We start from the raw sequence: 21,816 nt of genomic DNA, 5'->3' as shown, positions 1-21,816 counted from the left end.
TAAGTGATACCATACAAACTTCATCCAACACAAGTAAAAATCGGTATTGTAAAAAAAATTCAGCTTCCCTGCCGAGACAATGCAAACAACAAACTAAAAATTTGGCAGTAACCCAATTTAGATTACTCAAATAAAAATTTGCTAGAGTGGTCACCTTAGTTACTCACTCTAATGATGCCTGTCCGACAACTTATGATTAATTAAATAATCTAAACTGAACAGGTACTTCATCAGTACTTTTTTACAAATCTAATTTCATAAACCTAGACTATAACTCTAACGAATTAACGGCTTAATGATTAAGCCACTAGTAGTTAGCTAGCTTCTACAATACTTTTCATATCAGTCATATAACCGCGAAGCTCTGCACCTACAAACTCAACATCAGTGTTGCGAATAGCGTCATTGACTTCAATTAAACGAAGGTTATCTACACCTGTAGCGGTTGATTTTAAACCACTACCTAAAAACTCTGGTGACATGGCATTAACGTAATCACGTAATAACGGCACTGCGGCATGGTTAAATAAGTAACAACCATATTCAGCGGTATCTGAAATAACAATGTTCATTTCATACAATCGCTTGCGTGCAATAGTGTTAGCAATTAACGGCGTTTCATGTAGCGACTCATAATAAGCTGACTCTTCGACAATACCTGAAGCAACCATAGTATCGAATGCTAGCTCAACACCGGCTTTGATCATCGCAACTAAAAAGATACCCTTATCAAAGTACGTTTGCTCGTCGATGTGCTCACTTGAAACCGGTGAGTTTTCAAAGGCGGTTTCGTTCGTTTCTGCACGCCACTTAAGCAAGTTGGCATCATCATTAGCCCAATCAGCCATCATGGTGCGAGAAAATTCACCACTAATGATGTCATCCATATGCTTAGCAAATAATGGCGCAAGAATTTCTTTTAATTCTTCTGCCATATCAAAGGCTTTAATTTTAGCTGGGTTGGATAAACGATCCATCATGTTAGTGATGCCGCCGTGCTTAAGCGCTTCGGTAACGGTTTCCCAACCTTGCTGGATAAGTTTACTGGCATAACCTGGCTCAACACCGTCGGCAACCATTTTCTCGTAACCTAAAATGGCACCGGTTTGTAACATGCCACATAAAATCGTTTGCTCACCCATTAAATCTGACTTAACTTCGGCAATAAACGATGACAGTAGTACACCAGCACGATCGCCACCAGTAGCACTTGCATAGGCTTTAGCAATGTCTAAGCCATCACCATTAGGATCGTTTTCAGGGTGAACCGCAATCAATGTTGGTACACCAAAGCCGCGCTTATATTCTTCACGCACTTCAGTACCTGGACATTTAGGTGCCACCATCACGACAGTGATGTCTGACCGCACTTGCATGCCTTCTTCAACGATATTAAAACCGTGAGAATAAGATAATGTTGCTCCTTGCTTCATTAATGGCATAACCGCATTAACAACATCAGTGTGCTGTTTGTCAGGTGTCAGGTTTAATACTAAATCTGCAGCTGGAATAAGCTCTTCAAAGGTACCAACGGTAAAACCGTTGTCGGTAGCTTTTTGCCAAGAGGCACGCTTTTCAGCAATGGCTTGAGGACGCAAGGCAAATGAAATATTTAAGCCTGAGTCACGCATGTTTAAGCCCTGGTTAAGCCCCTGAGCACCACAACCTAAAATAACAATGTTCCAATCTTTAATATAATTGCAGCCGTCTAAGAATTCGCTGCGGTCCATAAAACGACATTGTGCTAATTGAGATAATTGTTGACGTAAATTCAGAGAGTTAAAATAGTTAGCCATCTGATACCACCTATAAAATTCAGAAATTTGAGACGCAACATTCAGATAATTTACATCATCGGAAGTTGTGATTAAGCTCACTATAGCGCAAGCATGTTATTGCTTAAAATGATATATTTGACATTTGTAATTGCATTTAATGAAATGATATAGTTTGCTATATCAAACAGCGCACACTTAACCTAATATCTGGGGTGTTATGGATATTCGTTCACTCAAGCTTTACTTACATTTATGCGATAGTTTGCACTTTGCCAAAACGGCCGAGCAAACCCACGTCAGCCCATCAACACTCAGCCGAGCCATGCAAAGATTAGAAGAGGAAGTAGGTTGTAAATTGCTTGAGCGAGATAATCGCAGTGTCAGCCTAACCCATGCCGGAGTTGAGTTTAAGCATTTTGCTGAACAAACGTTATCTGAATGGACACAGTTGAAACAGCGCATTGATCCACAACAAAATGTGTTACGTGGCCGGTTAAATATTTTCTGCTCGGTTACCGCAGCTTACAGTCACTTACCGTCACTATTAGACCGATTTAGGCGTGAACATCCGCATGTAGAAATCAACTTAACCACTGGCGACCCTGCTAATGCCATAAACGAAGTGCAACAAAATAGGGCTGACATTGCCATACTTGCGCTGCCAGATGCCCTTGCATCCAGTATTCATTTCAGTAAAATTGATTATGTACCTTTATCTATTATCGCGCCCACTATGCCCTGCCAGGTTCAACAAATGGTGTCGCAAGCCAATATTGAATGGGACAAGTTGCCGTTTATTGTGCCTGATCATGGCCCTGGACGCCGTCGTGTTGATAATTGGTTTAAGCAAATGGGTTTCAAGCCGAATATATACGCTCAAGTTGCTGGACAAGAGGCTATTGCTTCAATGGTGGCGCTAGGATGCGGGGTTGGCATTAGCCCTGATGTAGTGATTCAAAATAGCCCAGTGCGAGGACGGATTCAAATGGTGGCTTCACCGGTTGAAATTCCAGGGTTTGAGCTAGGCTGTTGTTGCAAAGACAAACGCACTGACGATCCGATCATCAATGCGTTTTTACAGGTCATTTAAAGTAAGTCTATTTTCGTCACTAATAACTGGTCGACTTTGTATGAATCAATGTCGACCACTTCAAATTTATAGCCGCCATAATTAACGAAGTCGGTTCGTTTGGGGATTTTACGTAGCATATACATAATAAAACCCGCGATGGTTTCATAGTTCTGACTGTGGGGAAATGACTCGATATTAAATGCTCGCATCACATCGGTTATCGGTGTCACGCCATCCACTAACCATGAGCTGTCATCACGACTGACAATTTGCTCTTCACTTTCGTGTAACGACCAAGCACCCATCACTGCACTTTGTAAATCATTGGTGGTCACGATACCGACAACTAAAGCGTATTCATTCATCACTACCGCAAATCCGGTGCGATTATTTTTAAAGTACTCCATCGACTCTGACAAGGTCAGTGTATCGGGAATAATCAGACAGCTATGCACCAAGGAACTGTCTTTTAAGTTAATACTTTGGCCGTTAATTACCCTAAGCAAAATCTCTTTAGCATCGACATAACCCAAAATGGTATCTAGTTGGCCATTACACACCAAAAACTTGCTGTGGGGTTGATCTGCAATTTTACGCTTTATAGTGTCTTCAGAATCTTGCTGTAAAAAAAACACTAAACTTTCACGTGCTGTCATTGCTGAGGTAACAGGGACGGACTGCATTTCAAATACATTCTCCATCATTTGCTGCTCGCCTTTGTCCAGAACACCCGCTTCAGTGCCAGCACTCATGATCGCGTAAATATCATCATGGGTAATTTGGTCATTCCGTATCATAGGAATTTGTAATAACTTAAATAAGCCATTCGCCAAACCATTAAAAAGCCAAACAAAGGGTTTTAGCAGCGTAATACACACTATCATAGGCGCGACTAGGGTCACCGCCACTTTTTCAGGCATCACCATGGCAATACGTTTTGGCATTAAATCAGCAAATAAGATAAACAGTGAAGTCACACAAATAAATGATAATACAAAACTGCTTTGACTGACCCAAGCAGGGTCAACCCATGACGATAATAGACCTTCAAAATATGGCCTAAATGCACCTTCACCCACAATACCACCCATAATGGCGACGGCATTAAGTCCTATTTGCACAACCGTAAAAAAACTGCCCGGATGAGCTTGTAAATTCAGCACTTTAACTGCACGAACATCCCCTTCTTCAGCAAGGGCTTGCAAGCGGATTTTACGTCCGGCTGCTAGGGCTATTTCTGACATAGAAAAGAAACAGCTAATCGCAATTAAGCCCATCATAATTAAAAAGTTGTCAACAAAACTCATTACTACCTCTGCCTAATTTTTGTTTATAGGCTGGTTAAATCGCTAGGAGCACGATAAACATCATGACCATTATAAGGGGATCAAATAGCAACAACTTTGGCAGTTACAGCTAACTTGAAAACGGCATTAATCTACTTTAGTTGAATTGAGCATCTTTGTGCTGTTAAAAATCGCCGTATGGTACTCGAAGTATTATTTATAAAATAGTCTACACTTACTGAATATTGATCGAACTGCCTATATTTTTTATTGATTAATCCATGGAATCAGGATTATCCACAGCAAAGGATCTGTTTATGGCAATTGCCTGTATTAACACTCGCGCCAGTTGTGGCGTTGATGCCCCCATAGTGACCGTTGAAGTCCATTTAAGTAATGGTCTGCCGGCCTTTAATTTAGTCGGCTTGCCAGAAACCTCAGTAAAAGAAGCAAAAGAGCGAGTCCGCAGCGCCTTGATAAATGCAGGCTTTGAAGTGCCACAACGCCGAATTACCGTCAATCTTGCCCCTGCAGACTTACCTAAACAGGGTGGTCGCTACGATTTACCTATCGCTATTGGCATTTTAGCTGCATCAGGGCAAATTCCAATTAAGAATATCGCCCAATATGAATTTATTGGTGAGCTTGCACTATCGGGGCATGTTAGATCCTGTAGTGGTATTTTGCCCGCCATTATCGCTGCAAAAAATCAATATCATCATTTATTTATGCCACTAGAAAATCGTTATGAAGCAGAACTTGTAGGCTATGAACACTGCTTTTTTGTTGCCCATTTACAGCACTTAGCGGCTTTTCTTCACGGGCAATCACAATTGCCTAAGTTAGATAACTTACCCCAATGGATAGATGACGCCCCCACTGATGAAAGCCATTTATGTATGAGCGAAGTGATTGGCCAGCACCAAGCAAAACAAGCATTAGAAATTGCCGCTGCTGGCGGGCATAACATGCTAATGCTCGGGCCACCAGGTACTGGCAAGTCGATGTTGGCCAATCGAATTATTCCGTTGATGCCTAAACTGACTTATGAAGAAGCAATAGAAGTCGCGGCGATTCATTCAGTGGCGGCGCTCAGTATTAAACCGGCTAACTTCTTGAACCGCCCCTTTCGCGCGCCACATCATACTTGCTCCTCGATTTCATTAGTCGGCGGCGGTAGCCACCCAAAACCTGGGGAGATTTCATTAGCCCATCGCGGCATTCTCTTTTTAGATGAAATAGCCGAGTTTCCCCGTAAAGTATTAGATTGCCTAAGGGAGCCGATGGAAAGTGGTGAGGTGGTGATCTCACGCGCCGCAGCCAAGCTGACTTTTTCAAGCCGATTTCAGCTAATTGCTGCAATGAATCCTAGTCCATGCGGTGATACCGAACACGCCCGTGCGACACCAGATCAAATTCAGCGTTATTTATCACGTTTATCAGGGCCTTTTTTAGACCGATTTGATTTAACTATTGATGTGCCTAAATTACCCTCTGGTACGTTAACTCAGACCAATACCACTTCAGAAACCAGCGCTAGCATTGCACTGCGAGTCAAACATGCTCGAGATTTACAACTGAGTCGCAACGGGGTGTTAAATAGCGAATTGAGCCCTAAACTGCTTAACCAGCACAGCGGTATTTGCCATCAAGATCTGGTTTTTTTAGAACAAAGTGTAGTTAAACTCGGGTTATCGGTGCGTAGCTTTCACCGAATTCAGCGCGTAGCTCGTACCATTGCTGATCTACAAAATAGTCAAAAGACAGAGCGAAGTCACATAGCTCAGGCCTTGGGGTACCGCGCAATGGACCGCCTACTGGCCAGTTTAAGTAGACAATATTAAAATAAAATCGCTACTGATTGAGCTAAACCTATACAACGAGTAATATAGACCTCCATTTACAGGAGAGTTAGATGTCGTTGTTTTCAAAAATTAAAGGATCGTTAGCATTTATATGCTACTGCATAAATACACTATTTTGGGCTATCCCCATTTTGGTTTTTGGCTTAATCAAACTAATCCCTTTAAAAATAATCGACAAGATTTGCAGTTATATCGCCGATCATTGTGCTTCTGCATGGATTTACTGCAATACTCTCACTGAAAGAATCCTTCACCCGGTCACTTTTGAAGTCACTGGTGATACTGATTTTGATCAAAAACAATGGTATATGGTAATTGCAAACCATCAGTCCTGGGTCGATATCTTAGTACTGCAACGTATATTAAATGGCAAAATTCCTTTTCTTAAATTTTTTCTCAAACAAGAGCTACTTTATGTGCCTGTGTTAGGTCTTGTTTGGTGGGCATTAGACTTTCCTTTTATGCGCCGTTTTAGTCATGCACAACTCAAGAAAAACCCTAAGCTTAAAGGTAAAGACATCGAAATTACCCGCAAAGCCTGCGAAAAATTTAAAACTAAGCCTGTCAGTGTAATGAATTTTGTAGAAGGTACTCGCTTTAATAACGTAAAACATCAACTACAGGCATCGTCTTTTCAACACCTATTAAAACCTAAAGCAGGTGGAATGGCCTTCGCACTTTCAGCTATGGGTCAGCACATTAATAAGTTAGTCAATGTAACTATTTATTATCCTGAACAGGTGCCTTCATTTTGGGGGTATATCTGTGGGCAAACCAAGCACATTAAAGTCAATATTGAAATTAGCGATATTCCACAGAATATGCGCGGTGATTATATTAACGACCGCCAATTTAAAATTGATTTTCAAGAGCAGCTAAACCAATTTTGGTCTGAGAAAGATCAAAAATTACAACAGTATCATCAGCACTGCACAGCCCCAAGTCATAGCGCGGCAATTAGCAATAAGTGCACGAAAAAGGCATAAATATCAATGTTATCGTTTTTACCTGGCCCAATTTTATACGCAATAAGTCTGACTTTATTGATTATCAATACTATTGTTTGGAGCTCATTACTCAGCATTGGCGGCATTGTTAAATTACTATTGCCAGTCAAAACTATTCGCTTAGGTTTATCTCACTTAATGAATCGCTTTATGTGGTGCTGGGCAGTCTGCAATGGCGGCATTTTAGCACTAATTTCTAATATTGAATGGGACGTTGAAGGGCTTGAGAATCTTGATAAAAATAGCTGGTATTTACTGATAAGTAATCACTTAAGCGGTTTTGATATTGCTGCGCAAACCTATTTACTGCGTAACCATATTCCAATGCTAAAGTTTTTTCTCAAACAAGAATTGATGTATGTACCCATTATGGGATTGGGCTGTTGGGCGCTGGATATGCCATTTATGCATAGAACTAGCCCTGCAAAGTTACGTAAAAATCCTAAATTAAAAGGTAAAGACTTAGCAACGACTCGCAAGGCTTGCGCTCGATTTAAACATTTACCAACCTCTATTATTAACTACGTTGAAGGTAGTCGCTTCACGCTAGAAAAACATCAACGCCAACAATCACCTTACCAACATTTACTGCGCGCAAAAGCGGGTGGTATTGCTTTTACGCTTTCGGCAATGGGTGAACAATTTACTAGCCTTCTTAATATTACTTTAGTGTATCCAGACGCAAAGGCTGATGAAGATATACTTTATGGCGTGATGAATGGTCGTGTTAAAAAAGTTGTTATGAGAGTTGAAATACTCCCCGTTCCTAAAGTTGACCCTGAAGTTTATTTTTCTCAGGCGGAATATAGAGCTGAATTTCAGCGTTGGTTGAATGATTTGTGGTTAGAGAAAGATAACCAAATCGATGGCATCCTTAAGCAATATGCTGATAAATCTATAACAAGCAACAAACAATAACGATCAAGCATCATCTGTAAAACTAGCTATAATCAATAGCAAATAGTTAACGAAAAAATATATCTATTAATAATTGATTAACAATTGAATTTCCCACCTTACAAGGTAGTATTGATTTAGGCTGTCATTTCATAATAATAAACACAGAAATTAAGCTGTCATTTTATAATAAAAAAACACAGAAACTAAGGTGTCGTTTGATTTTACGCATATTTTCACTTTTGATTACAGCCATTCTATTTGCAGCTTCATTGTATGCAACACCTGCTATTGCGTTACATAAAGGCAAGTATAGTCATATTTCCGAGATCAAATTTGAGCACTTTGATAGCCAGCAAGGGCTAAACCAAAACAGTATTACTAAGTTGTTTATGGACAGTGCTGGTATGTTATGGATTGGTACTCAAGATGGCTTGCACAGTTATAATGGTGTCGATTTTCAGATATACCTCAAGCGTTCTGCTGATCCCGAAACAATTTCAGATAATTATATTACTGATATTATACAAACCCCCGATGGTGCACTTTGGGTCGCAACCTTTAATAGCGGCCTAAATAGACTCGACCTTAAAACCGGTAAGTTTACTCGATTTAGTGAGGTAGATGGCTTAGCTGATAGCCAAGTGTCTCACCTTGCTGTTATTGGTGACACTCTTTGGATAGGCACACGTTCTGGCCTGTTTATGATGTCCCTCAAGACTTATAAAATCACTTCTATTGGCCTTGGTAATAGCTTAGAACCACAAATAACCAGTTTAGCTAATATCGATGATAAGTTTGTCATCGTTGGAACGGACAGGGTTGGAACTTATGCCATTGATACTAATACAATTAATCGTTTAGATATTCCAAATGAAATGCAGGTTAACCGAATTCAGGCCAGCTCAGTTTTTGCCGTTTGGTTAGCTATTGATAATCAAATCTGGCGTTATAATTTAGATACCCATCAAAAAGAACTTATCTGGCAACGATCTGATGCTATTGGCAAAAAGAATGATATAAAAGACTTTATAGTTGTTGATGCCAACCAAGTATGGGCGATAGGCAATGGCTCAGGGCTTATTCAGTTAGATTTTGACGGCAAAGAATGGCAAAGCCAATATCACAAAAATCAAGTCTATAAACTAAATAGTTTGAGTGAAGATAATTTATACACCATGATGCTCGATCCTAATGGCACCTTGTGGCTAGGGACTAGCTTCTCAGGTATCGACAAAATTAATCTTAGTAATCAATATTTTGCCCACTTATTCGATAGCAGTACCAGTAATCCACGTAAAGCTAATATGATCAGGGCAATTTATCGCGATCATAAACAACGCTTATGGATTGGAACAGATGGAAAAGGCCTTAAATATTTAACGGAGGATGGTAAATATACCTATCTTAATGATCAATTCTCTGTGTTGTTGAATATTCCTGCCACTGAACTCGATATACAAGTTAACGATATTATTGAAGATAGTGAACAAACTGTATGGTTTGCGACCAGCATAGGTGTATTTACCTTAGATAAACAAGATACGCTATCGCAAGTTAAGCCTCACAATCCAGCGCTGCAGGCAGATATAAATTTTCGCAGCTTAGCCATTGATGATAAAAATAGAGTCTGGTTAGCCAGCATGCTAGGGCTGTATTTTATCTCTAAAGATAATCAGCAAATGCTGCCCTATAACTTTGGTTTTCAGAAAGAGTATTCACCCTATAAGCACCAAATGCTAACGCTACATTTCAGTGATGGTTATTTATGGATAGGTACCATAGGTGGGCTTGTTAGACTTAATCCAGAAGAAAAAGAATTAGTTTTTGTTAGCAACGAACCCGGTAATCCCTATAGTTTAAGCGATAACCGCGTTCGAGACTTTCTTCGCGCCTCAAATGGCGATCTCTGGGTAGCAACCCATGGGGGTATAGACAAACTAACAACAGATTACGGTATTTTTAAATTTGAACGCTTGGATGTGAAAAACGACTTAGCTATAAATACAGCATACAGTTTGCTGGAAGATAATGACCAAAACCTATGGCTAGGTACCAACTCAGGCATTGCACGTTATAACACCACAACGAAAAAATTTACCTCATTCAATATTCACGAAGGGATACAGGCTTTAGAGTTTAATGGCGCGGCTCGTTTTAAAGACAGTAATGGTGACATGTGGTTTGGCGGCATAAATGGGCTAAATTACTTTACGCCGAGCGATATACCACAGCAACGTCCCCCAATAAAATTAGCACTCACTAGCTACACTATTGGCGATACCCGCTATCCGGTTTTGGATCTTAGTCACACACCTAAAATTAATATGCCCTATGAGAAACAACTCATTAGCCTTGAAGTTGGCGCGCTCAACTTTAGTTATAGTAATTTAAGTCAATACAGTTACTTTTTAACTGGCTTTGATTCTGTATGGCATAAACTGCCCACTGGCAGCAAAATAACCTACACCAACATCCCACCAGGCGATTATCAACTCATAGTTCGACATGCTTTAGGGCAAAATGCTTTTGATGAGAAATCATTAGTCATACCTATTTCGGTAATACCACCACTTTATATGAGTAAACTTGCTTATATGCTTTATGGCATACTCAGCTTTAGTCTGTTGTCATATTTTATGTATTCAAGGCACTATAAACACGAAAAACAACGAGAATTTGAGCAAAGTATTCGTGCATCTGAAGAACGTTTGAAGCTTGCCTTATGGGCTTCTGGTGATGGAATGTGGGACTGGAATATCACACAGAACAAAGTCTACCGCACTAACATGGAGCCTCAGATGAGCTTTGATCATTCTGATGAGTTACTGATACATAGCATTCACCTTGAAGATCGCGCAAGAGTAGAAAGTCTACTGCAAGAACATCTTGATGGTAATAGTGAATTTTTCGAGGCTGAATACCGAGTTGAAATAGGTAATGGTAAGTGGACCTGGTTGCTTGACCGTGGACAAGTCGTTGAACGTGATAGCAAAAATAGACCACTTCGTATGGCGGGAACCCATAAAGATATCACCAGCCGTAAAGAAATTGAAAATGAATTAAAACTGTCTTCACAAGTGCTATTCAGTATGAATGAAGCTGTTGTCGTTGGAGAATTAGATTATAGCGTTCGATCAGTTAATCCGGCATTTAGTCGAATTACTGGCTTTAAACCCCGAGAAGTCGCCGGAAAACACTTTTTATTCTTGGCTATGGGCAAACAATCAAGGGAGTTTTATCTTGCCGTTGAAGCCCAATTGTTACGTCATAAGCACTGGGCCGGAGAAATTAAAATCCGTACCCGTAATCGTAAAGGTATTTTGGCTTGGCTAGAAATAAATCAGGTCATCGACAATAAAGGTGAAACCAGTCACTTTGTTGCGGTATTTACCGATATCACTGCCCGTAAAAAAGCAGAAGAAGATTTACGTGTTCTGGCTAACTTCGACCCATTGACTGGCTTGCCTAACCGAACCTTATTCCAAGACAGACTTAATCATGCCATCACCAAAGCGCATCGTTCACAGCAAATTGTCGCGTTATTGTTTCTTGATTTAGATCGCTTCAAACATATTAATGATTCTATGGGGCATCATATTGGTGATTTATTACTAAAAGCGGTGTCAGTGCGTCTTCAAAATGCAATTAGAGAAGGTGATACCGTTGCCCGATTAGGCGGCGATGAATTTACCCTCATTTTAGAAGGCGTTAAAAAAATCGAATCAGCGACGCGAATTGCAGAGAAAGTGCTGCAATCATTTGAAACCCCGTTTTTATTAGACGATAAAGTGTTAACTATTTCATCATCGATTGGTATCAGCTTATATCCAAGTGATGCTGATGATACAACTTCATTAATTAAATATGCCGATACAGCTATGTATCATGCTAAGTCTTTAGGGCGTAATAATTTCCAGTTCTATACCGCTGAGCTTAACCAATATGCTACTCGCCATGTGCAGCTAGAAGCAGGTCTTAAACAAGCTATTACTTTGAATGAGCTGTCTTTGGTATATCAGCCTAAATTTGATGTTAAAACAGAAAAAATTATCGGATTAGAAGCACTATTACGCTGGAATAGCGCAGAGCTTGGATTTATTTCTCCAGCCGAATTTATCCCGCTAGCTGAAGAAACTGGCATGATTAATGAGATAGGTCATTGGGCGCTTAACCAAGCCTGTGGCCAGCTTTCACAATGGCATCAGCAGGGATTTGAGCATATATCTGTTGCGGTAAACCTTTCTGCCAGACAATTAAAGGCCGATATAATATCGACCATTGAAGTTGCTTTAGCGGTTTCAGGTCTACCTGCAAGCGCGCTTGAATTAGAATTAACCGAATCAATGATTATGGGTAACCCTGCAGATTCTGTAGATATTCTCACCCAGCTCAAAGCCATTGGTTTAACGATATCTATTGATGATTTTGGTACAGGATATTCAAGCTTAAGTTACCTCAAGCGCTTTCCTATCGATACCTTAAAAATTGACCGTGAGTTCGTACGTGACATTAGTGAAGATCCTGATGATGCGGCTATCACCAGCGCAATTATAACTCTTGCACACAGCTTAGACTTAAATGTTGTGGCTGAAGGGGTTGAAACCCATGAGCAGCTAGAGTTTTTGCGACAAGGTGGTTGTGACCAAGTACAGGGCTTCTTGCTCAGTAAGCCTTTGTCTGTTGTTGATTGTCTGGCGCGTTTACAGTTAGACAAAAACTCGCTGTCATCCTAATAATTACTGATACACATAAATACAAACAAACACCAAAAGGCCTGAAATTATTCAGGCCTTTTTGGTTTTTATAACGCGAATAAATTGGCTGAAATTAAAATCAGCAACAAGCTGTCGATTAATTAAAAATCATCTATCACATGAAAAGCACGATACTCATCATAGGCAAATTGATCTGTCATACCACTGATATAATCAATAATCAGCCGCATACGGAAATAAAACTCACGGCAATCTTCATCAGTAATTTGAGTCGTTAGTGCGCCCTCTGCCATGGCTGTTTGGTATGAGGCAATATGCTTAGAAGACAGTTTTTTGTATAAACGTGCTGGGTATATCGGAATTGACAGCAACTTATCTTCAGCCGTTTGAGCGCCATACATTAATACATTAAATTGCTCACGACTCAGGGTTAGCAATGGCTTATAGCATTCCATTAAGCCACTGATTACTCTATACCCCTGCAACTCACGCGCTTCCACCTCTGGGTGACAAAAAGCTTGTTCTAACGCGACCCGTTTAAACGTTTCAACAATCATATGATTAGCGCTATTGTCTTCAATCAAGGCATGATTAAAGCTGCCATTGAACACGGCTTTCATATTATCAATAAAGCGTTTCTGGGCATGCTGAGGTAAACGACCATTCACCCCTACTCGTAAGAACACAAAAAACATGCTGTCACTGCCCTTGGCACTTTTACTGGCTTTATCTAGCATCACTTGCATTACAGCTTGGTCTACATCGCTAAGATGTGATGATATTTGGGCAAACTTGTCTATTAATGCTAACTTCATTTGCGTGACGGTTAGCACACCTTTTTCAACCGCATCTTCTAAATCAGCTATTCCATAAGAAATATCATCCGCGGCTTCCATAATATACGCAAAAGGTGAGCGGCAATGAGGAGCGATATCTAAGGTTTTTTGTAACTCAGTGATATAGTCAGTTTCGCTCAAATAATAACCGACCTTTTTCTTTAAATAACTGTGGGGGTCATTACCATTTTTAGCTGGTTTGGGCTCAGTACCACAGCGGGTGTACTTCATGATCCCCGAGGCTTGTGAATAAGTCAGATTCAGTTTTAGCAAGGAGTGAATTAATCGTATTCCCTGAGCATTACCTTCAAAACTAATTAAGTCTCTGGCAATGTCATCGGGTAAGATTTTATTGTGTAATTGCTGATATATGCCCGCAAGACTGTTTTGCAGCCAATCAATCATTGCCGCTTCACCAAAATGACCAAATGGTGGATTACCAACATCGTGCATTAAACACGACATTTCTACGATAGTTTCCAGCTCACGTGCTAAGGTTTTTAAACCATAGTTTTGTGTGTCGGAGTCGTACTTTGACAAGCCATCACAAATCAACTGACTGATATATCGGCCGACTTGCTGCACTTCCATTGAGTGAGTTAATCGGCTACGCACTGCGGCATTTCGCTCTAGCGGAAATACTTGAGTTTTTTGCTGTAATCGCCTAATAGCTGCTGAATTAATGATACGGCCACGGTCACTTTCAAACTGCCTTAATATTGGGCCTGAGGACGCTTTATATTGAAAAGGACGTTCAGCTTTAATTTTAGTATTAAAATGCATATACATTACCCAGCAAAAAAGTATTTAATAGGATAAATTTACAGCATTACTCTTTTATATTCAATGAATTAAACAATCCTCAAGTAATTAAAAGGTGATGCGTCATTTTATTTTAAAATGATACTTTATACGTTAATATTGAGTTATCTATTGATTTTAAAACCATATACTTTATCGACAAAGCTTAACTTAAACATTCAAACTCACTCAGTTTTAGTGTGTTAGAATCAGCAACAAATAAATTTCAGCCATCAACATAAGGTCATCTAATGAATCCAATTATTGCCATCTTAAAAGAGCACAATGTAAGCGATGCTAAAATTAGCGAATTATTTCAAACGCTAACCCAAAATCCATTAATGGCAATGAGCGTTATTGGTCAATTAGGGATCCCAGCTGAAAAATTACAACAATTGATGGCTATGGTTATGCAAAACCCTGCATTAATTAAAGAAGCTGTATTAGAATTAGGTTTTGATTTTTCAAAAGTCGAAGCGGCAAAAGCACAATTACAGCACTAGAGCTGTAAACGATAAAAAGAGTAAAGTGGCACCCTACTTTACTCTTTTTTGATAACGCTCACATTTATCTCAATAATTAAGTTAAGTACTTAGGCGATTCATTTGCTTTCGAATAAACGGCACTAAATCACTGGCCTGCAAACCTATAAAGCCTGATTGTTTCGCCGATTGATCTGCTGCCTGACTATGCAGTTGCACCCCGATTAACGCGGCATCTAAAAGTGAATAGCCTTGGGCTAACAAACTCACAATAACCCCGGTTAACACATCGCCCATTCCACCCGAGGCCATCCCTGGGTTACCTGCTAAGCACACATAAACTTGGCGACCATCACACACTAATGTGCCAGCACCTTTTAAAATAGCCACCCCACCAAAACGTTGTTGCAACTGTCGCACAGCTTGGTAACGGTCTCGTTCTATATCTATTACAGCGCAGTTTAATAATCTTGCAGCTTCACCTGGATGCGGAGTAATCACTCTATTAACATCGATATTAGGAGCTAATGCCAACAGGTTTAACCCGTCTGCATCAATCACTTTGGGTTTATCAGATTGCCTAACCCGATCGGCAATTAATTTTGCATGCACACTCATCCCTAGCCCGGGACCTAACGCAATGGCCGTAGCCCAATGAATACGAGCATCAACATTATCAAGGCAATCCCAAGCGTGACACATTACCTCAGGACAATATGATAACAATGGCGAGTAATTTGCGCTGTGGGTTAATACTGCGGTTAATCCTGCGCCCGTTCTAGCACATGCTGCTGCACTTAATATTATTGCTCCACCAAAACCGATATCGCCACTGAGTAACAAGGCCTTACCATGATGACCTTTATTTGATACAGGGTTTCGGCCGAGCAAAGTGTGCTTTAATCTCTGCTCGGTTATAGCATGCACTTCTGCCAAGTTATTTTGCTGAAAAAATAACTCAACCCCCAAACCTGCAAAATGTAATGTTCCGCAATATTTCCGCGCCTGACCTGTTACTAAACCTTGTTTGATACCAATAAAGCTGACCGTATGATTTGCGCGTACCGCAATACCCAATACCGTACCGGTGTTTGCACATAACCCTGAGGGAATATCAACAGCGAACACTTTTGCCGAACTGGTATTGACCAACTGGATCAATGCAGAGGTTTGTTGTTTAACCTCGCCACGTAGACCTGTACCCAATAGCGCATCGACAATCACATCAACATCATCAGCAATATGAGTTGTTTGAGTATTAACCCTGCCACCTGCAGCCGTAAAGTCACAATAAGCTTGATAAGCATCACCTGTTAATTGGCTCGGTTGATGAGTTGACCACACAGTGAGCTTAATACCCGCTTTACGCACTAGGCGTGCCAGCACATAACCGTCACCGCCATTATTACCGCCACCACAACAGACTAAAATATGTTGAGGCGTTGGGTAATATTGTAAAACAAGCTTAAGAACGGCTTCTCCGGCACGCTTCATTAAGTCAAACATAGTTACACCAGCAAGCTTCGCCGCTTGGATTTCGCCTACTTTAACTTGCTCAGCAGTATAAAAATTATTAGGTAATGTCATGAGGCACCCACTACTTGTTGTTTTGACGATTTATTCAGCATATCGTAAAAACGGCAAGAAACCTTAAAAACCTCACCCCCTATCGTAATACAATATTATTATCTTGATAGAATAGTCAGGCCATATCCTTGAGAGAAAAACAACATAACAAGAGCCCACTTTAGCTTATTAGCCATTTGTGTCATTACCGGTTCCACCGCCGCTGCAACTCAGCTTGATACCGCTAAGCAGTTCAATTTAGACCCAAGTAAAGCGCCAGCACAAAATTTTGATTTATCTAAATGGAAAATTACTCTGCCAGAATTAGCCCAAGAGGGAAAAAGTAATGGTAAAGCATTAGAAATCGATAAAAATCAACTGAGTAGTGCAGCTGATCCCTATGTTCATCCACAGTGGTTTTATACCGACCAGCATACTGGCGCTATGATATTTGTTGCCCCCAATAAAGCACCAACAACACCCAATAGTAAAAATACTCGTAGTGAATTACGCGCAATGCTCGCTGAACAATATGATCAGCTTAGCAATAACTTCGTTGTGGCTTCTCATCCTAATGCCAGCAAATACGGCGCTATTGGTGGTAGATTAACTGCACAACTGTCGGTTGATCATGTCAGCACCAGTGGCGATCCTGCTATGAATGGTGCATTCGGTGTGGTCATTGGACAAATTCATGCCCCTGATAACGAACCATTAAAAATTCAATATCGTAAGCTGCCCGAACATGAATTTGGGTCGCTATCGTGGAATTATGAACTTAATCCCCTACCTAAATTACAGGATGCTACCGACAGCAAAGGGATAAAATATCGCCAGGATATACGTCATGATGTATTTGGTAAAAATGACATACGTGCAGGTGGACCTGAACCTAAAGAGGGGATAAAACTGGGAGAGATTTTTGCTTATGACGTAAATGTCAAAGGCAATACCATGCACCTTACTTTCACTAAAAACCCAGGTACAGCAAATGAAATTATTAAAACCTTTGCCGTTGATTTAGCCAAAGGTCACTACGAAGGGCATGAGGTCGATCAAGGTTACAAGAATGACTGGATGTATTATAAAGCAGGCGCTTATAATCAATGTAATACCCAAAAAAGCAGTTCCAATTGCCAATCAAGAGGTATGGAAGCGGGCGACTATACCCAAGTTAGCTTTTACCAGTTAATGCTGAATCAATAAACGGTAATAAAATACTGAGCAATACTTGAGGGCTGTGATCTTTCGAGATCAATTTTAACCACAAAAATCAACAGCCCTTATATCAACAGTCTTATCTCACGACTAAATTACTTCTTACCTTCAAAGGCCACCAGCCAAGTCTTGAGCAACTGATTAAGCTCAGGCATCTCAGTATCCGACAGATGATCCACTAAGGTGTGTTGAATACGCACATGTTGTTCAATTGCTTCATCTATAGTTGCAAGGCCTTTTTCAGTCAAACCAACCGTCACACTGCGTCTGTCTTCAGTACTGTGAACACGCTTGATTAACCCTTTAGATTCAAGTTTATCTAACCGATTGGTCATCGCACCTGAGGTCAGCATCATCGACGATAATAACCCTGAAGGTGTTAGCGAAAAGGGTGTGCCTGCACGCCTTAATGTCGCCAGCACATCGAATTCACCCATAGTAAGATCAAACTGTTTATGGCAAGTGGATATTTCGGCTTCAATATGTTTTTGTAGACGCAGAAAACGTCCAAGTATCGCCATTGGCAGAGTATCTAAATGTGGTTTCTGCTCAGCCCATTGGGCAACAACGCGATCGATATCTTCCATTTTTCACCTGACTGATAAGCCGTTAAATAACGCCTAAATAAACTTAACGCAAAGATACTTGATAAAAAGATACTTTACAAAAATAAATTATCGGTTCAGAATTGCAATGTATCTTCATATAAAGATACTTAATTTAAAGGTAGTTTATGAATATCCTATTAGCCATGATCCCAGCTTTTTTTTGGGGTACCACGTATGCCATGACCCAGTTCACCTTACCTGACTGGCCACCATTACTATTAGGCGCGCTGCGCGCTTTACCTGCGGGGCTAATATTATTAGCCATAAAGCCTAGCCAACCTAAAAAAGCACAATGGCCGATTTTAATTAAACTGGGTGCAATTAATATCGCGGTGTTTTTCAGCCTTATTTTTGTGATGGCATTAACTCTACCTTCAGCCATATCAGGCATTGGAATGATTTCCGTACCCGTTTTTGCCATGCTATTCCACTGGGTTATCAGTAAAAAGCGCCCTAACCCAGTACAAGCATTTTTTGGCATGATGTTAGTGCTATTAGCTTGGATGCTATTTGACCCAAGTTCGATCACGTTAAACCCAATAGGGTTGGTCGCTATGCTAGCGGCTATTAGCTGCATTATTGTCGGTAGCACGATAACCAAGGCACTGGGTACGCAGATTCATTGGTGGACCATACTGACCTGGCAGCTCATTATTGGGGGGGCATTATTACTAGTTAGTGCAGGCGTTCAGGCATTCTTTTTACCGCAGCAATATTTCGATGCGATCAGCCAATTCAGCCTGATAAATGCTGCTGGAATAGGCTGGATAGTGTTGCTCAATACAGTGCTGGGTTACAGCATGTATGTCTGGTTATTACAACGTATGTCGGTGGTCGACTTTACTTTTGGTGGCATTGCCAACCCCATAGCGGGTATCGTTTGTGGTTTAGTGTTAATGAGTGAATCCTATACGCCTCACCAATATTTATTAATGAGCGGAATGATTTTAGCCTCTATCGCACCGGCATTAATTCAGCTGCTGCGCCGAAGAATACCTAATAAAGCTGTGGTAGATTAAGCCTAGTTGTTAACAAAGCTTAGTCAGTGAACTAATAGTATCGTGATCTAATAGTATCGTGAACTAATAGCATCTTGGACTAAGCCTCTGTTATTAATGAATTATTTATTAGCTAACGGCTATTTTTCACTCCCACAGTGAGTAGCAGTAATCCCACAGACATAGCAGTAACGGCATAGGGCATCCCCGCCTGCCAACTGGTTTGGCTATTCACCCCAAAAAAGTCGACATAAAGTGCTGTTTGAATCGGTCCAAAATACCAAATAGCGGGATAAAGCACTTCAAACAAGCGCTTTGTTCCGCCAAAAGCACCACAAAAATAAGCCAGCGATACCGTAAATGAAATAGCAATAATCAATTGCAGCAGTAACACCCATTCACCCAGCGTTAAAAAGCGGATTGCACCGCCTAAACAGGCCATTGCCAGTACAAGCCATGCTGCGGAATAACTCGCCAAACTTTGTAACCTTGATGATTGCTTACTGTAGGTCATTAACTCTACTGTATTCGATTGTTTTTCTAATTGCCCTAAGGGCGATAGCACTAACACACACCACAACCATGCAAGAGGTAACACTATGCTCATCAGTAATTGCTGGCTAATAAATACTTGCACAATATTTAAAATAATTAAGCCGATAAACCAATAAGTAGATTGGCCAGTTAGCATTAATTTGAGCTCTAAACGTAGTAACCGTGTGAAGGCAAAATACTGAGTAAAAAAAACCAAAAAACTATCCAGTGGCATCCCTACTGTGCGGCTAAAAGTACGGTGTAGCCATGATGATTGTTGCTTAACGGCAAGCGTTTGCTGGCTAAATCGGTCGAAACATAGATAGGTAATCCCCAAACAAATCAGGCTAAAAAATATTAACGGTAACGCGCCCCAAAAATGCGCTGCCGTTGGCTCAATACCTTGCCATATAAAGGTATTAATTTCTGGGCTTAAGCTATCGCCCACTTTGATGCCTATATTGGTTGCCCCTTGTGATAAAGGAAAACGTGCTACCACTTCAGCATCTAATTGATCAAGCAGATTGCCAATACCAGAAACACTTTCAATCGTTTGTACAATCGAGCCTATCCAGATAAAAAAATACACCAGATTACCTAAGCCAGCTCTAAGCCATTTTATTGATTCGAACATGATAGCAATAGAGGCGACAGCCAGTAATACAGGCAAAACGAACACCAGCTGAGGCCAAATTAATACCCAAAAATCAATTTGATAACTTTCGCCATAATAAAGCTGGATAAGTACAGTACTGCACAACATGATCAGTACAATTGATACCAACATAAGTACATTCACACACCACTTTGAAAATAAAAATGTGTGCTTGGCCACAGGCGTGGCGGCGATCAACTCACTTGTCATGGATTGCCGGTCTAATTCAAGTGCATTCTTAACTAAGTAAAAGCAAATAATCGGTAAAAAAAGTACATTCAACATCGCCAAACACACACCAAGCCAGGCACTGTTATAAATGCCGCGATAGCTATTAATCACTAATGTTTGATATTGAGCATCCGGCGATGGAAAAAATAATAGCGTTAAAACCGACATAGCCAACAAGGCGACAATATAGCTTTGTTGCCGGGTACGCTGTTTAAAATCAGCGATGATACATTGCAACATGGTATTCATTAACTTGCCCTCGCTAAACCCGCTTGCGGTTGTTGCCTGCTGGTAAAGTAAAGATAAGCATCTTCTAATGATGGGGTTCTTGCAATTGCTATGGCATCAGGGCAATGGTCGGCAACAATATTGAGCTCCACTTTGTCTTCTTTACGCACGCTATGGCTAACAATAAACTCATGCTGAATATGTTTAAGCTCATTAAAGTCAGTGGTGAGTTGCCAGCATTTATTGGCCATTTTTTGTAGCAGTGAACTAGGAGTGTCCGATTGGATCAACTGCCCGGTATTCATAATCGCGATACGGTTCGCTATAGACTCAATATCAGACACAATATGAGTCGAAAAGATGATGCATCGGTCACCCGCTAACTCAGTCAGTAGTTGCCTGAAGTTGGCCCGCTCATGCGGGTCTAAACCAACTGTGGGTTCATCAATAATCAGTAACTTGGGATCATTGAGCAAGGCTTGCGCAATACCAATTCGCTGCTTCATACCGCCCGAATAACCTTTTAATGGCATATGGGCAGCGTGGGTTAAATTGAGTTTATCAATTAACTCGTCAATAACTTGATTAGCCTTTGATTTGGGTAAACCTTTTAAACTGGCAATGTATTGTAAAAATTCGACAGCCGATAGCTGATCATACACACCAAAGTACTGCGGCAGATAACCTAATTCATGACGTAAAACTTGCGGTGACCTAACAATGTCTTGTCCGTTCCACAAAATTTTTCCAGAAGTGGGTTTGGTGATGGTGGCCAGAATGCGCATTAGGCTAGATTTACCCGCACCATTAGGGCCAAGTAGCCCTAAAATTCCCGGCTCAATTTTTAACGATAACGCATTAATCGCCAGTTTAACGTGTTTGCCACTTTGATATTGTTGACTAAGTGATTGAATGTCCAATTGCATAATATTGCTCTTCCTGGTTGAGTTGGAAGATATTTAGCAAGGATTAGACCATATTTTTTTACATTTAAATTCAGAGCCTTATTAATCAACCAAGGTATTGAAGTTAACCA

At 40.6% G+C, this 21,816-nt stretch carries 15 protein-coding genes; 8 read left to right on the top strand and 7 right to left on the bottom strand.

Annotated elements, in window-relative coordinates; genetic code table 11:
- Positions 1–314: 314 nt before the first annotated feature.
- Complete coding sequence (gene ilvC / locus ACRWQN_RS03465; RefSeq protein WP_434939783.1) at positions 315–1,796, bottom strand: ketol-acid reductoisomerase; 1,482 nt, start codon at positions 1,794–1,796, stop codon at positions 315–317.
- 199 nt (positions 1,797–1,995) lie between these two features.
- On the opposite strand from ilvC, the gene ilvY reads away from it, so the two are divergent.
- Positions 1,996–2,868 (top strand): HTH-type transcriptional activator IlvY, encoded by an 873-nt coding sequence (ilvY, locus tag ACRWQN_RS03460; protein ID WP_434939782.1) that lies wholly within the window; start codon positions 1,996–1,998, stop codon positions 2,866–2,868.
- Here the strand turns inward: ilvY and ACRWQN_RS03455 are convergent.
- Positions 2,865–4,157 (bottom strand): hemolysin family protein, encoded by a 1,293-nt coding sequence (locus ACRWQN_RS03455; RefSeq protein ID WP_434930635.1) that lies wholly within the window; start codon positions 4,155–4,157, stop codon positions 2,865–2,867. The genes ilvY and ACRWQN_RS03455 overlap by 4 nt on opposite strands.
- Positions 4,158–4,453: 296 nt before the next feature.
- Between ACRWQN_RS03455 and ACRWQN_RS03450 the strand changes: the two genes are divergently transcribed.
- From ACRWQN_RS03450 to ACRWQN_RS03435, 4 genes are all read left to right on the top strand, one after another.
- The gene (locus ACRWQN_RS03450) at positions 4,454–5,980 is read left to right on the top strand and encodes a YifB family Mg chelatase-like AAA ATPase (RefSeq protein ID WP_434939781.1); all 1,527 of its coding nucleotides are present in this window, start codon (positions 4,454–4,456) and stop codon (positions 5,978–5,980) included.
- Between the two features lie 71 nt (positions 5,981–6,051).
- Positions 6,052–6,987 (top strand): acyltransferase, encoded by a 936-nt coding sequence (locus tag ACRWQN_RS03445; protein ID WP_434930637.1) that lies wholly within the window; start codon positions 6,052–6,054, stop codon positions 6,985–6,987.
- Between the two features lie 6 nt (positions 6,988–6,993).
- On the top strand, positions 6,994–7,926 hold the full coding sequence (locus ACRWQN_RS03440; RefSeq protein WP_434939780.1) for an acyltransferase: 933 nt from the start codon (positions 6,994–6,996) through the stop codon (positions 7,924–7,926).
- A gap of 197 nt (positions 7,927–8,123) precedes the next feature.
- The gene (locus ACRWQN_RS03435; protein WP_434939779.1) at positions 8,124–12,641 is read left to right on the top strand and encodes an EAL domain-containing protein; all 4,518 of its coding nucleotides are present in this window, start codon (positions 8,124–8,126) and stop codon (positions 12,639–12,641) included.
- Positions 12,642–12,763: 122 nt separating this feature from the next.
- Here the strand turns inward: ACRWQN_RS03435 and dgt are convergent, their stop codons facing one another.
- Positions 12,764–14,248 (bottom strand): dGTPase, encoded by a 1,485-nt coding sequence (dgt, locus tag ACRWQN_RS03430; RefSeq protein WP_434939778.1) that lies wholly within the window; start codon positions 14,246–14,248, stop codon positions 12,764–12,766.
- 263 nt (positions 14,249–14,511) lie between these two features.
- Here dgt and ACRWQN_RS03425 point away from each other — a divergent pair, with 263 nt between their 5' ends.
- Positions 14,512–14,763 (top strand): DUF2999 family protein, encoded by a 252-nt coding sequence (locus ACRWQN_RS03425; RefSeq protein WP_226411599.1) that lies wholly within the window; start codon positions 14,512–14,514, stop codon positions 14,761–14,763.
- Positions 14,764–14,844: 81 nt separating this feature from the next.
- Here the strand turns inward: ACRWQN_RS03425 and ACRWQN_RS03420 are convergent, their stop codons facing one another.
- Positions 14,845–16,329: an NAD(P)H-hydrate dehydratase gene (locus ACRWQN_RS03420; protein ID WP_434939777.1), complete on the bottom strand. Its 1,485-nt coding sequence runs from the start codon at positions 16,327–16,329 to the stop codon at positions 14,845–14,847.
- Positions 16,330–16,473: 144 nt separating this feature from the next.
- On the opposite strand from ACRWQN_RS03420, the gene ACRWQN_RS03415 reads away from it, so the two are divergent.
- Positions 16,474–17,514 carry a polysaccharide lyase family 7 protein gene (locus tag ACRWQN_RS03415; protein WP_434940590.1) on the top strand — a complete coding sequence of 347 codons (1,041 nt, stop codon included), beginning with the start codon at positions 16,474–16,476 and terminating at the stop codon, positions 17,512–17,514.
- Between the two features lie 107 nt (positions 17,515–17,621).
- Here the strand turns inward: ACRWQN_RS03415 and ACRWQN_RS03410 are convergent, their stop codons facing one another.
- The gene (locus tag ACRWQN_RS03410; protein WP_434939776.1) at positions 17,622–18,113 is read right to left on the bottom strand and encodes a MarR family winged helix-turn-helix transcriptional regulator; all 492 of its coding nucleotides are present in this window, start codon (positions 18,111–18,113) and stop codon (positions 17,622–17,624) included.
- 146 nt (positions 18,114–18,259) lie between these two features.
- Between ACRWQN_RS03410 and ACRWQN_RS03405 the strand changes: the two genes are divergently transcribed.
- Positions 18,260–19,153 carry a DMT family transporter gene (locus ACRWQN_RS03405; protein WP_434930645.1) on the top strand — a complete coding sequence of 298 codons (894 nt, stop codon included), beginning with the start codon at positions 18,260–18,262 and terminating at the stop codon, positions 19,151–19,153.
- A gap of 112 nt (positions 19,154–19,265) precedes the next feature.
- Here the strand turns inward: ACRWQN_RS03405 and ACRWQN_RS03400 are convergent, their stop codons facing one another.
- Together ACRWQN_RS03400 and ACRWQN_RS03395 are read right to left on the bottom strand one after the other, a co-directional pair.
- Positions 19,266–20,801 (bottom strand): hypothetical protein, encoded by a 1,536-nt coding sequence (locus ACRWQN_RS03400; RefSeq protein ID WP_434939775.1) that lies wholly within the window; start codon positions 20,799–20,801, stop codon positions 19,266–19,268.
- On the bottom strand, positions 20,801–21,706 hold the full coding sequence (locus ACRWQN_RS03395; RefSeq protein ID WP_434939774.1) for an ABC transporter ATP-binding protein: 906 nt from the start codon (positions 21,704–21,706) through the stop codon (positions 20,801–20,803). The genes ACRWQN_RS03400 and ACRWQN_RS03395 overlap by 1 nt, the downstream gene beginning before the upstream one ends.
- Between the last annotated feature and the right edge of the window lie 110 nt (positions 21,707–21,816).

Origin of the sequence: Shewanella sp. HL-SH8, from assembly GCF_051165765.1 — a bacterium.
GTDB lineage: Bacteria > Pseudomonadota > Gammaproteobacteria > Enterobacterales > Shewanellaceae > Shewanella > Shewanella glacialimarina.
This window is presented reverse-complemented; position numbering and strand designations above follow the sequence as displayed.

Excerpts from the sequence above, each read along its gene's own strand:
- ACRWQN_RS03395 (WP_434939774.1), bottom strand. The coding sequence starts at position 21,706 with ATGCAATTGGACATTCAATCACTTAGTCAACAATATCAAAGTGGCAAA.
- ACRWQN_RS03405 (WP_434930645.1), top strand. The coding sequence starts at position 18,260 with ATGAATATCCTATTAGCCATGATCCCAGCTTTTTTTTGGGGTACCACG.
- ACRWQN_RS03410 (WP_434939776.1), bottom strand. The coding sequence starts at position 18,113 with ATGGAAGATATCGATCGCGTTGTTGCCCAATGGGCTGAGCAGAAACCA.
- dgt (WP_434939778.1), bottom strand. The coding sequence starts at position 14,248 with ATGTATATGCATTTTAATACTAAAATTAAAGCTGAACGTCCTTTTCAA.
- ACRWQN_RS03425 (WP_226411599.1), top strand. The coding sequence starts at position 14,512 with ATGAATCCAATTATTGCCATCTTAAAAGAGCACAATGTAAGCGATGCT.
- ACRWQN_RS03420 (WP_434939777.1), bottom strand. The coding sequence starts at position 16,329 with ATGACATTACCTAATAATTTTTATACTGCTGAGCAAGTTAAAGTAGGC.
- ilvY (WP_434939782.1), top strand. The coding sequence starts at position 1,996 with ATGGATATTCGTTCACTCAAGCTTTACTTACATTTATGCGATAGTTTG.
- ACRWQN_RS03445 (WP_434930637.1), top strand. The coding sequence starts at position 6,052 with ATGTCGTTGTTTTCAAAAATTAAAGGATCGTTAGCATTTATATGCTAC.
- ACRWQN_RS03455 (WP_434930635.1), bottom strand. The coding sequence starts at position 4,157 with ATGAGTTTTGTTGACAACTTTTTAATTATGATGGGCTTAATTGCGATT.
- ACRWQN_RS03440 (WP_434939780.1), top strand. The coding sequence starts at position 6,994 with ATGTTATCGTTTTTACCTGGCCCAATTTTATACGCAATAAGTCTGACT.
- ilvC (WP_434939783.1), bottom strand. The coding sequence starts at position 1,796 with ATGGCTAACTATTTTAACTCTCTGAATTTACGTCAACAATTATCTCAA.
- ACRWQN_RS03400 (WP_434939775.1), bottom strand. The coding sequence starts at position 20,801 with ATGAATACCATGTTGCAATGTATCATCGCTGATTTTAAACAGCGTACC.
- ACRWQN_RS03450 (WP_434939781.1), top strand. The coding sequence starts at position 4,454 with ATGGCAATTGCCTGTATTAACACTCGCGCCAGTTGTGGCGTTGATGCC.